Genomic DNA, 11,426 nt, shown 5'->3' with positions numbered 1-11,426 from the left:
TGCGGATCAGACCTGCTGATCAAAACTCGGGCCCGATCGAGAAGTGAATGCGATAATCGTTGTCATCGTCATCGAAGGGATGGGCGATATCGAGGCGAATCGGGCCCACCGGGGAGATCCAGCGAATCCCCATGCCCGCCGCCGTCTTGAGCTCCAGGGCATCCCAGCCATCGAAGGCGTTACCAGCGTCATAGAAGGCCGCGCCCCACCAGTCACCGGTCAGGCGGTAGTCATATTCCAGACTGCTGGTCAGCAGGGAACTCCCGCCTTCATCATCCCCGTCATCATCTTCCGGCGAGAGGCTCTCGTAGGAGTAACCGCGAACACTGCTGTCGCCGCCAGCATAGAAGCGCTTGGAGTTGGGCATGCCGTGGAAGTTATCGGTGTCGAGATTACCGATACCGGCACGCGCCACGAAACGGTGATTGTTGCCGATGGAGCGGATCCAGTTGGTATCGAACTGGGTCCACACGAAGTTTTCATCAGATCCCCAGATCTGATTGCCGTACTCTACCGTCAGCTTCTGACGATCCCCCCACATGGGGAAGGCCTTGGGACGAGTTCGTGTCCGCGTCCAGCTGACCCCCGGATACAGCAGAAACACCTGACCAGTATCTGAGGCGATGGTGAAGTCGTCATAGCTCGCGCCCAGGTAAATCTTCTGCTGCCAGCCATTGTCGAATTTCCACTCACGCCCGAAACGCACTGTCGTTTCATTGCTGGTCTCATCATCGTCGTCGACGATGGCCACCCCGTACTCCAGCACATAGCTGTCCTTGAGCGGGTCAGCCAAGGGCATGCGGTATTCACCCTCGAAGGTCTGCTCCGGTGAGGAGAGGAACAGGCTGTTGGTCATGCTATGGCCATAGCGATTGACCCACGGCATCTCCCAGCTGAACTGCAGACGTGGCCCGACATCCGTGGCGTAACCGATGCCCGTCTCGAACTTGTGGCGGTCGGCGGGAATCAGGCTGATGTCCACGGGAATGATGGGACCGTTGGCCGTCTTGACCGCCGCCTCCAGCGCATCGCCAGTCAGTACCGGCGTGTCGCTGCCGGAGGCTTGATCAGTACCCGCTTCACTCGCAGCACCGCCGGCGGCCAAGGTCGCCTGCCCGGGAGGCACCGACGAGGCTGATCGTGAGGACGCGCCAGCACGACGATTCGTCTCTGTGTCACGGTCTTTCTCACTGCCTTTTTGACTGTCTTGCTCGACGTCAGTCCGCTCGACATCGGCAAGCCATGACCCCTCATACCCCTGTGCCTCGGCATAGGCTGTCTTGACGTTGCGCGTCTTGATCTTGCTGTCAGGGCTGGTGGTCTTGAGTTCGGCGCCCGGATTGAGCTGTGGCTTGATGGCGGCCGAGCGGAACCAGCCTGCCTCACTCAGCCGCTGGTTGAACTGGGTCAGCTTGCCGGCTTCGTAATAATCCCCCGTCTGGAACGGCTGCATGGCCTTGACGCGATCCAGCTCTATCTGGCTGTTGAGATAGGTGATATCGCCGAAGCGGTAACGCTGACCGCTCTGCATGACCAGATAGATGCGTGCCGAGTGCAACCAGGGGCGCACCTCGATGCGCTGCTGGGAGAAGGAGGTATCGAAATAGCCGCGCTCAAGACTGAGCGACGCCAGAGTCGACTTGAGGCTGTCGTAGCGAGAGTGACGCAGCACATCGCCTTCCTCGAGGTTGGCATCGGCCAGCGCCTCCTTCATGACCTTGTCGCGCGCGGCGTCGCCCTCGAGTCGCAGCTCCAGTGTCTCGATGGTGACCGGCTCACCGGCATCCACCGTCACCACCACATCATCGCCCCCCAGCAACCCCTTCTCGGGATAGCGGAGAGTGATCTGGGCATCGTAGTAACCGAAGGCCTGTAGCGCTTCCTGGATGCGCCGGATGATCTCGTCCTCGTAGCGCTCGGCCGGGACATCCTCCTCCAACGTCAGCCCCGCCAGATAATTGACCACGTTGGTGGCAGCGGCACCTTTCAGCCCTTTCACCGCGGCATCCAGCGCCAATGCCTGTGGTGCCAGCAGCAGGCCGGCGCACAGGACCAGCGGCTTGCTCCAGCGCAGATAGCGGCGCGCAGCGTCGTTGCTCAACACCTTGCCTCGAGGCTCGAGCGAACCCGCTCTCCCATTCTTGTCGCCACTCATTGCACGTCCCTTGTTAGGTACTCATGCGAGTACTGTCCATCACTGTTACTGACCATATGTCATCTGCCGCAGGCCGGTTCGGGGAGGTTCGTGTCCTTCACGGGTACGTGACCCTCCAGGATTCCATCACTGCTCAGCGCTCCAGGCGCGCGACTCGCTGCTCCAACCGGGACAGCTGACTCAACATGGACGCCACGCGGCCACTCAACTGCCGACGGCTGGCATCCAGGGAGCGCAGCTGCTCGTCCTGCGGGGATGCCTCATCCAGGGCTTCCAGCCCGGCGCTCAGCGCCGTCTGCTGGCGTCGCAGCTCCCCCAGCTGGGAAGACAGCGACGTCTGGGTCTTGCTCAACGGCGCAAGCCGGGCGTCCACCAGCCCCGTCAGGGACGCCTGCTGCTGCTCGAGCTTGTGACGCAACGCGTCCAACGCCTCCTGCTGGGACTGCTTGAAGGCCGTCAGCGCCTGCGAGCTTGTCTGGCGATCCTCTGACGTCGCCTCATCCTGCGCTTGCCTGAGGGCGTCCCACTGCGAGGCGAGACGCTCAAGCTGCACGGTCTGCTGATCCAGGCGGCTGGACTGATCGCTCAGGCGTTGCTCGAGTCGGGGCAGCGACTGCTGCTGCGCTTGCTCGACTGCCTTGAGCTCGGTCTCGAGATGGGCCAGGGTGTCAGCCTGTGCATCGAGGCGTGCCTTGAGCGTCGCACGCCCATCCCGGCTCAAGGACTCAAGGGCACTGACGGAGCCCTGCAAGGCACTCAGCAAGGTGGTGCGGTTGTCACCCGCCTGGCGTAGTCCCTCGAGCTGGGCCTCGGTGGACTCGGCAAGCGCTGCGAGACGACTCGCCTGCGCGTCCTGCGATGCCGTCAGCGTGTCCGAGAGCGCGGCAAGACGCTCCCGCCAGGCGGCCTGCTGTTCAGCGAGGCTGTCGGCAAGGGATTCATCGGTCTGCGTGAGGCCGTCGATGCGCGCACTCAGCGACTCGTCCACCCGCGTGGTGAGCTGGGCAAGCCGCTCATCCACATCCCCCAGCAGCCGGGCGTCGTTCTCGACATCGCCCTTGAGTCCCGAGACCTGACGACTCAGCTGATCACTCTGCTGGCCTCGCATGTCCTGAAGCTGCTGCAATTGCCATTGCTGCCAGGCGACCACCCCTCCCAGTGCCAGCACGCACACCCACAGCGGCCAACGACGCGGGGGCGGGGCTGCATCAGGATGACGGGCCAGCGCTTCATCACGCCGTGCTATCAGTGATTCCTCCCGGGAATTGTCCATCGAAGGTTCCGTAGTGTCCTGCCGCATACTGGCTCCATGACTGGCACATCGACTCAAGGTTCCAGCGACAGGCGTCGGCATCATCCGCGGCAAGGCCCGAGCCTCATGCGACACCTGGAGGGAAAACGCCCGTATCCCGCTGATTGACTGGCCGGTTTTCGGTTGCCGGCTCTGCCGAGTCTAACAGCAGACCCCGGCCATCTCATCAGGTTCCCCGGCAGCACGGCCCGCGGTCCCTCTCATGTAACCGCACTGTACCCTCCCGCCAGACGGCGACGTCGCCCGCGATGCCTGACATCGCTCACCGACATCCTTCGGTGCTTTCCCGCCAGCAGGTCCCGGCGGCGTTGGCCTGCAGGAACACGAGTGCTATAGTGCAAAGCACTGCGACTCTCGCAGCCTCTGGCTTCGTAGCTATCTGGATTCACAAGGTTTTTCACGCTAAATGCACATTTTCCATCATGTGCTGGCTGAATGGATCCCTGGCGATTGTCTCCTCGTCGCCTGACGTCGAAGAGAACACTGAAGGAGGCTTGAAAGCCTTCATGCCTGCCCCAACGAAGTCAGAGCAAGATTCTATTGGTGAGGAAAAGGAGCTTATCCCCCATGGCATTTGAACTCCCGGCACTGCCGTACGAAAAGAACGCACTCGAGCCGACCATCTCCGCCGAGACCCTTGAGTACCATTACGGCAAGCATCACCAGGCCTACGTCACCAAGCTCAACAGCATGGTCGAAGGCACTGCGGACGCAGAGAAGTCTCTGGAAGACATCATCCAGAGCGCTCAGGGCGGCCTGTTCAACCAGGCAGCTCAGGTGTGGAACCACACCTTCTACTGGCACTGCCTGTCTCCGAACGGTGGTGGCGAGCCGACAGGCCCGCTGGCAGATGCCATCGTGGCCAAGTGGGGCTCCGTCGCTGACTTCAAGGAAGCCTTCAACACTTCCGCTGCCGGCAACTTCGGTTCCGGTTGGACCTGGCTGGTCAAGAACGCTCAGGACGAGCTGGAAATCGTCAACACTGACGACGCAGACACCCCGATCGCCAAGGCAGGCCAGACCCCGCTGCTGACCGTCGACGTCTGGGAACACGCCTACTACGTCGACTACCGCAACGCGCGTCCGAAGTATCTGGAAAGCATCTGGAACATCATCAACTGGGACTTCGCTGCACAGAACTTCGCAGCCTGAGACACCCGGCATGAGTGATGGCACCTTCACATCACTCTCACATCAGACGTCATGGATGATATGACCTGACAGTGACGTTCGAGTGAGAGGATGATGCAAGGAAAGACCCCGCCAATCGGCGGGGTCTTTTGGTTTCTGGCTCCCCTATCGCCTGATGATCCTTTACGAAGCGCGCTTGCAGATGACATGCCGCCTCGCCATTTGCTAGCCTGCAAGGTAGAACATTCACTCTACTCTTCCGTCATCCCCAGAGGGAACGTCATGCCATCCGATACCACCTCCTCGTTACCTGACACCATGCTCGCCATCGTGACCACCGGCCACGGCGGCTATGAACGCCTCGAGGCGCAAGAACGGCCTGTCCCTGTGCCAGACAAGGGGGAAGTGCTGATCAAGGTACTGGCGGCTGGTATGAACAATACCGAGATCAATACGCGCCTTGGCTGGTATTCCTCCAGCATCACCACGGCCACGAACCAGGCCAGCAGCCAGCACGACACCTCGCCTGGCGAGACGACAATCGACAAGCCGGTCCCGCCTGAAGGTGGCTGGAAAGGCGAGACGCCCTTCCCCCTGATCCAGGGAACCGACTGCTGCGGTGAAGTGGTCGCGCTCGGCGAAGGTGCCGACACAGCGCTGCTCGGCAAGCGCGTACTGGTGCGGGCCTGCATGCGCAGTGCAGGCTGGGAGTCACTGGAAAACGAATGGATGGGCTCTGACTTCGATGGCGCCTTCGCGCAATTCGTCAGTATCCGGGCCAGTGACGTCTTCCCGATTGAATGTGACTGGAGCGACGTGGAACTGGGCTCACTGCCCTGCGCCTATGGCACAGCGGAGAACATGCTGGAACAGGCCGAGCTCACATCCGGCGAACGTGTACTGGTCACCGGCGCGTCGGGCGGCGTCGGCTCCGCCACCTTGCAACTGGCCAAGCGACGTGGCGCCATCGTCTATGCAGTGGCAGGCGCTTCCAAGCATGAGGCCCTGCGCACGCTGGGGGTCGACAGGCTGTTTGATCGCCATGCGGACCTGGTCGCCGAACTCGGGCAGGAATCCGTCGATCTGGTGGTCGACAATGTCGCCGGCGATGCCTTCCCGGTGATGCTCAAGCTGTTGTCACGTGGAGGCCGGCTGGTGACCACCGGCGCCATCGCCGGGCCCATGGTCACCCTGGACCTGCGTGATCTGTACCTCAAGAATCTCCGCCTGCTGGGCACCACCGCCTGGTGCAAGGCGACCTTCCCCAATCTCGTGCGCTACGTGGAGCGCGGGGAGATTCGCCCCTTGATCGCGGCGAGCTTCCCGCTGAAGGATATCGCCAAGGCCCAGAAGGCCTTCCTCGAGAAGACCCATGTCGGCAAGTTCGTGCTTGAGCCCTGGGCCTGATGAGCCACAGGAGTGACCAAGGAAAAGGCCCCATCCGTTGCCGGATGGGGCCTTTTTCATGCCAGGCGAATGTCATGCACATTCGTCAGGTGCCGAAACGGTGTCACGGCGTCGCGCGACGCCCGATGCCTCGGTAGGTCAGCCCCTGGCTGGCCACGTAGCTGGGGTCATAGATATTGCGACCGTCCAGCACCAGCTTCGCGCCCAGCTCACGCTTGAGACGCTGCCAGTCCGGATTCCAGTAACACTTCCATTCCGTGACCAGCATCAGGGCGTCCGCCCCTTCAAGGGCGTCGTACATGTTGCCATCGACCAGCTCCAGCAAGGGGTGAGCGCCACAGGCCTCGCCCAACGCGGACAGCGCCGCCGGATCATGCACACGAACGCGCACGCCCTGAGCCCACAACGCCTCGAGCAGCGTCAATACCGGCGCATGGTCGATACGCGCCGTGCCCGGTTTGAACGCCGCCCCCCAGATGGCGATGGTGCGACCGCGCAGCTCGCCATCGAAGTGCTGCCACAGCTTGCGGAACAGCGTCTCCTTCTTGGCCTCGTTGATGTCGAGAACATGCTCGAGCAGCAGCGATTCACGTCCGGTCTCATGCTGGACATCGGCCAGACGCATCAGGTCGCGCGAGAAGTTGGGACCACCGAAGCCACAGCCCGGATACAGATAGCCGAAGCCGATGCGCGGGTCGGCGCCCATGCCCTGGCGCACGTACTCGACGTCCACCTCGAGGGAATCCGCAAGCCCGGCGACTTCGTTCATGTAACTGATCCGGGTCGCCAACATGCCATTGATGGCCAGCTTGGTCAGCTCGGCGGCGCGGCGCGGCATGATCTGGAAGACATCTTCCCGACGATTGAAGGCGCGCAGAAGCTCCTGGACGCGACGTGTCGCGACCTCGGACTCGCTGCCCAGCAACCAGCGTGCGGGGCGCTCGAAGGTCGCCAGTGAGCGCCCCTCTTCCAGCATGTCCGGCAAGGCCACCGCATATTGATCATCCCGCGACAGCAGCGCCTCGAAACGCTCGGTGGTCCCGACAGGGAAGGTCGAATTGTTGACCAGCACCGTCGGCTCCGCGAGTGCCGCGACGACCTGCTCGATACGCGCCAGAGCACCCTCACGTTGATCCGGCGAGACGGCCACCCAGTGCACATCGATGCGACGCAGTGAACCAAGCCCCTTCACCAGCGTCAGATCGCCACGTTCGACGTGGCGGTCCAGCCGCTCTCGCAGGCCCGGCTCACTGTTCAGCCAGTCGACCCGGTCCAGTGACTCCCAGTCCATGTCTTCATGCGGCCACCACCAGACATTATGGCCGACACTCGCCAAGGCGGCACTGGCCGTGGCAGCCGCCAGTTCGCTTCCGTGCACCAGCACCTGCATGGCTCATTTCTCCTGATAGCGGGTCATCAGCTCGCGGAAGCCTTCCCCGAATTTCGGGTGACGCTTGGCGAAGGAAATGGTGGCTTCCAGATAGCCCAGCTGATGGCCACAGTCATAGGTATCGCCGGCCATGCGATAGGCGGCGACCGCCTTGTCATCACGCAGGGTATCGATGGCGTCGGTCAGCTGGATCTCGCCACCGGCGCCCGGCGGGGTATTCTCGAGCAACTCGAAGATACGACCCGGCAGCAGGTAACGGCCGATCACCGCCAGAGTGGAGGGTTCGGTGCCCGGAGCCGGCTTCTCGACCATCCCGCTGATCATCGCGGACTTGCCCGCTTCCGGCGTCTCGCCATCGATGGCGACGATACCGTACTTGTAGGCCATCTCCTGAGGCACGTTCTCGACCATGATCTGGGCGGCATTGGTGGCTTCATAGGCCTCCATCATCCGCGCCAGGTCATTCTTCTCGAGACCTTCGCCGTCGACCAGCACGTCCGGCAACATCACCAGGAAAGGCTCGTCTCCGACGATTGGCTTGGCACACAGCACCGCATGGCCCAGACCCAGCGGTTCCGGCTGACGCACGCTGATGATCTTGACGTCATCCGGAATGATGTGACGAAGTTCCTCGAGCAGCTCGAACTTGCCCTTGGCTTCCAGAGTCGTCTCTAGCTCGAAGTGCTTGTCGAAGTGGTTCTCGATGGCATTCTTGCTGGAATGGGTGACCAGGACGATTTCCTTGATACCCGCCGCAACCGCTTCTTCCACCACATACTGGATCACCGGCTTGTCGACGATGGTGATCATTTCCTTGGGGATGGCCTTGGAGGCCGGCAGGCAACGAGTTCCGAGACCTGCAACAGGCAATACAGCCTTGCGTATCATGAAGCGTCTTCCTTGTGTCTATGTCGTGGCAGATCGTGACGACTCTACCGAGTTACTGCCGCCCGGACGAGATGGCGACCGTCCTGAAATCTAGGCAGGGATTATGCCAGTTTGGCAAAAAAGTGCGAATTGACCGCAGATTTTCCACACTGGCCCATCAGATCGGCTGTCTGAGACGTCCATGACGGGCCAGTCCACGCGAAGCCTTCGCTCCGCGGACAGGGTGCCTTCTTAGCGACGCTGGGCGCGCCCCAACAGGGCGCCCACACTGTCGCTATCGGGCGACTCTACCACACCATGCTCGGTGACGATGGCATCAATATACTCATGCGGTGTGACATCGAAGACCGGATTGAAGACCTCGATCTCATCGGGAGCGATCCTGCGATTTCCTGCCTGACGCAGCTCATCGGCATCGCGAGTCTCGATGGGGATGGCGGCCCCACTGTCCAGACTGGCATCGAAGGTGGCAAGGGGCGCCACCACCATCACCTTGACCCCGTGGGCACGCGCCTGGACCGCCAGGGAGAAGGTGCCGATCTTGTTGGCCGTGTCGCCATTGGCCGCGATGCGGTCCGCACCGACGATCAACCAGCGCACATCGGCATCGCCGTCCCTGGATTGCATGATCAGCGAGGCGGCCCCCTCCACGGCCAGTCGGGCGGGAATCTTTTCCTGCACCAGTTCCCAGGCGGTCAGTCGAGCCCCCTGCCACCAGGGGCGCGTCTCGTTGACATGGACGCGGCTGATCAGCCCCTGAGCGTACGCCGTGCGAATCACGCCCAGGGCGGTACCGTGCCCCCCAGTCGCCAGCGCACCGGTATTGCAGTGCGTCATCACCTCACAGTGGGGGGTGTCGGCCGGCAGGGACGCGGCAATCACCTGCGCACCGAATTCCGCCATGCGCAGATTGTCCTCGAGATCCTGCTCATGAATGCGCACGGCTTCCCGCAACAGTGCCTCGTGGGGGGCAAGCTCACGCGTGGCGTGCGCAGCGATCACCGTACGCATGCGATCCAGCGCCCAGAACAGATTGACCGCCGTCGGCCGAGAAGCCGCCAGAACCTCGCAGGCCGCTTCCAGACGCGCCCCCCAGGCACCGCCCTCATGTGCGGCGCGAACCGCCTCCAGTGCCACACCATAGGCGGCCGCGATGCCGATGGCCGGTGCACCACGCACTACCATGTCGGCAATGGCGCGAGCCACGCCGCCTGCATCCCGCAGTTCGATCTCTCGGGTCTCGCCCGGCAGCAGACGTTGATCCAGCAGTGCCAGTCGCGGCAAGGCATCTTCGTCGCTACCGGTGGCATTGTCTGACTGGGTCAGCCAGCGAATTGGAATCAGGCTCATGACACTTCCCTGTAGGCTCACGGACAAAGGGGTTCGCACTGGAGAACACCGCGGCGCGATAATGGCTGAGGCCATCTGCAAGTTCCCGTCATGACGAGTTTTTTGCAGTTACCGCTGACCCGCGACGACAGGCGGATTAGAATGGAGGAATCGTGCCCGAGGGTGACGCGTCTGTACAGGGGCGTGCATGCTTGCGATGCACTTCCGTAACGGTAAGGATCCGATCATGAGCCATAGCGACGCCAAGCAAGATTCCACTGCCCCGGATCATCTGGGCAACGTCGATGCCAGCGAAATCGCCAAATTCTCCGCGCTCGCCAGCCGCTGGTGGGACCGCGACAGCGAGTTCAAGCCACTCCACGACATCAACCCGCTGCGCGTCGATTACATCGACACCCATGCCGGACTGGCGGGCAAGCGAGTCATCGATGTCGGTTGTGGCGGCGGCATCCTGTCCGAGGCCATGGCTCACCGTGGCGCCACCGTGACCGGGATCGACATGGGTGAAGCCCCGCTGTCAGTGGCACGCCTGCATCAGCTGGAATCCGGTGTGGAAGTCGATTATCGCCAGACCACCGCGGAAGCTGCCGCCGAGGAAATGGCGGGACAATTCGATGTCGTGACCTGTCTCGAGATGCTCGAGCATGTTCCTGACCCTTCCTCGGTGATCAACGCCTGCGCGCGACTGGTCAAGCCGGGAGGCAAGGTGTTCTTCTCGACCATCAATCGCAATCCCAAGGCGTACGCCTTCGCGATCATCGGTGCCGAGTACCTGCTGCAGATGCTGCCACGCGGCACGCATGAGTACCGCAAGTTCATCCGCCCGGCTGAGCTTGGCCGCTGGACGCGTGAAGCGGGCCTCAAGATGGAGGGTTCCACCGGCATGACCTACAACCCGCTGACCCGTAAATATCGCCTCAACACCGCCGACCTCAGCGTCAACTATCTGATGCATACGCGCCGCCCGACGGAAGACGAACTCGCATGAGTCTGCCGGCCGCACTGCCCCGTCCCGCTGCGCTGATCTTCGATCTCGATGGCACCCTGGTGGACACTGCGCCGGACCTGGCGCGTGCGACCAACGAGCTGCGTAGCCATCATGCCTTGCCGGAACTGAGCTATGAGGTGATTCGCGCCGAGGTCTCGCATGGTGGAAGCGCCCTGGTGAGACTGGCGCTGGGTCACGACATCGATCATCCCTCGCATGCCGAGGAGCGTACACGCCTGCTGGACTTCTATGCCCGTGATGTCGCGGCCCACAGCGAGCTGTTCCCGGGCTATGACGCCCTGATCGAGATCTGTCAGCGCAACGGCCTGCCCTGGGGGATCGTGACCAACAAGCCGCGTCAGTTCGCCGAGCCGCTGATCGAGTCCCTGGCGCTCACACCGGGCTGTCTGCTGTGCGCCGATGACCTGCCCGTCAAGAAGCCCCATCCTGAGCCATTGTGGGAGGCGGCCCGCCTCCTCGGCGTCGAACCGTCACGATGCTGGTATCTCGGGGATCATGATCGCGACATGCAGGCGGCGCGCGCGGCGGGCATGCTGGCGGTCGCCGTGCGCTATGGCTACGTCCGCGACGGGGATGATGTGGACGCCTGGCCTGCCGATGTGTGGTTCGACACCTCGGAAGAAGTCATCAATGCCGCTCTGCGCGCAGCAGAACTGCGCTGACGGGTCGCGCGACACCCTGACGCCCTGCCAATGAAAACGCCGACGGCCATGGCCGTCGGCGTTTTCATTGCAGGCAATCCTGTCAGTGACAACTTCTCACCATCAAGTGCTCGTTACTGTCA

Annotated in this window: 9 protein-coding genes; 4 read left to right on the top strand and 5 right to left on the bottom strand. The window is 62.4% G+C overall.

Translation table 11 applies throughout. The features are described 5' to 3' along the window. Window positions 1–19 precede the first annotated feature (19 nt). Window positions 20–2,101, bottom strand: a complete 2,082-nt coding sequence (locus HXS65_RS11535; RefSeq protein WP_176493904.1) for an autotransporter assembly complex family protein — start codon at window positions 2,099–2,101, stop codon at window positions 20–22. A gap of 187 nt (window positions 2,102–2,288) precedes the next feature. Then, on the bottom strand, window positions 2,289–3,428 hold the full coding sequence (locus HXS65_RS11530; protein WP_176493903.1) for a hypothetical protein: 1,140 nt from the start codon (window positions 3,426–3,428) through the stop codon (window positions 2,289–2,291). Between the two features lie 606 nt (window positions 3,429–4,034). Between HXS65_RS11530 and HXS65_RS11525 the strand changes: the two genes are divergently transcribed. Next, window positions 4,035–4,619 carry a superoxide dismutase gene (locus tag HXS65_RS11525; RefSeq protein WP_176493902.1) on the top strand — a complete coding sequence of 195 codons (585 nt, stop codon included), beginning with the start codon at window positions 4,035–4,037 and terminating at the stop codon, window positions 4,617–4,619. A 261-nt stretch (window positions 4,620–4,880) separates the two neighbouring features. Beyond that, a complete protein-coding gene (locus tag HXS65_RS11520) occupies window positions 4,881–6,005 on the top strand; it encodes an alcohol dehydrogenase family protein (protein ID WP_218015075.1) in 1,125 nt (374 codons plus the stop codon). Window positions 6,006–6,108: 103 nt separating this feature from the next. Here HXS65_RS11520 and HXS65_RS11515 read toward each other — a convergent pair whose 3' ends face one another. The 3 genes from HXS65_RS11515 to mtnA all read right to left on the bottom strand — a co-directional run bounded on the left by HXS65_RS11515 (window position 6,109) and on the right by mtnA (window position 9,633). Continuing rightward, window positions 6,109–7,395: a nucleotide sugar dehydrogenase gene (locus tag HXS65_RS11515; protein WP_176493901.1), complete on the bottom strand. Its 1,287-nt coding sequence runs from the start codon at window positions 7,393–7,395 to the stop codon at window positions 6,109–6,111. A gap of 3 nt (window positions 7,396–7,398) precedes the next feature. Next, window positions 7,399–8,283 (bottom strand): UTP--glucose-1-phosphate uridylyltransferase GalU, encoded by an 885-nt coding sequence (gene galU / locus HXS65_RS11510; protein ID WP_077376470.1) that lies wholly within the window; start codon window positions 8,281–8,283, stop codon window positions 7,399–7,401. A 231-nt stretch (window positions 8,284–8,514) separates the two neighbouring features. Then, complete coding sequence (gene mtnA, locus HXS65_RS11505) at window positions 8,515–9,633, bottom strand: S-methyl-5-thioribose-1-phosphate isomerase (RefSeq protein ID WP_176493900.1); 1,119 nt, start codon at window positions 9,631–9,633, stop codon at window positions 8,515–8,517. A 271-nt stretch (window positions 9,634–9,904) separates the two neighbouring features. Between mtnA and ubiG the strand changes: the two genes are divergently transcribed. Then, window positions 9,905–10,621 carry a bifunctional 2-polyprenyl-6-hydroxyphenol methylase/3-demethylubiquinol 3-O-methyltransferase UbiG gene (ubiG, locus tag HXS65_RS11500; protein WP_103751442.1) on the top strand — a complete coding sequence of 239 codons (717 nt, stop codon included), beginning with the start codon at window positions 9,905–9,907 and terminating at the stop codon, window positions 10,619–10,621. Beyond that, window positions 10,618–11,304, top strand: a complete 687-nt coding sequence (locus HXS65_RS11495; RefSeq protein WP_084208694.1) for an HAD-IA family hydrolase — start codon at window positions 10,618–10,620, stop codon at window positions 11,302–11,304. Before ubiG ends, HXS65_RS11495 begins: the two co-directional genes overlap by 4 nt. Window positions 11,305–11,426 lie beyond the last annotated feature (122 nt).

This window comes from Cobetia sp. 5-25-4-2 (assembly GCF_013374075.1).
In the GTDB taxonomy this organism is placed as follows: domain Bacteria; phylum Pseudomonadota; class Gammaproteobacteria; order Pseudomonadales; family Halomonadaceae; genus Cobetia; species Cobetia marina.
The sequence above is the reverse complement of the archived record's forward strand: the minus strand, read 5'-3'. Positions and strand labels throughout refer to the sequence as shown.

What these genes read in the sequence shown, in the direction of transcription:
- HXS65_RS11530 (WP_176493903.1), bottom strand. Translation starts at nt 3,428, where the DNA reads ATGGACAATTCCCGGGAGGAATCACTGATAGCACGGCGTGATGAAGCG.
- HXS65_RS11525 (WP_176493902.1), top strand. Translation starts at nt 4,035, where the DNA reads ATGGCATTTGAACTCCCGGCACTGCCGTACGAAAAGAACGCACTCGAG.
- HXS65_RS11520 (WP_218015075.1), top strand. Translation starts at nt 4,881, where the DNA reads ATGCCATCCGATACCACCTCCTCGTTACCTGACACCATGCTCGCCATC.
- HXS65_RS11515 (WP_176493901.1), bottom strand. Translation starts at nt 7,395, where the DNA reads ATGCAGGTGCTGGTGCACGGAAGCGAACTGGCGGCTGCCACGGCCAGT.
- galU (WP_077376470.1), bottom strand. Translation starts at nt 8,283, where the DNA reads ATGATACGCAAGGCTGTATTGCCTGTTGCAGGTCTCGGAACTCGTTGC.
- mtnA (WP_176493900.1), bottom strand. Translation starts at nt 9,633, where the DNA reads ATGAGCCTGATTCCAATTCGCTGGCTGACCCAGTCAGACAATGCCACC.
- HXS65_RS11495 (WP_084208694.1), top strand. Translation starts at nt 10,618, where the DNA reads ATGAGTCTGCCGGCCGCACTGCCCCGTCCCGCTGCGCTGATCTTCGAT.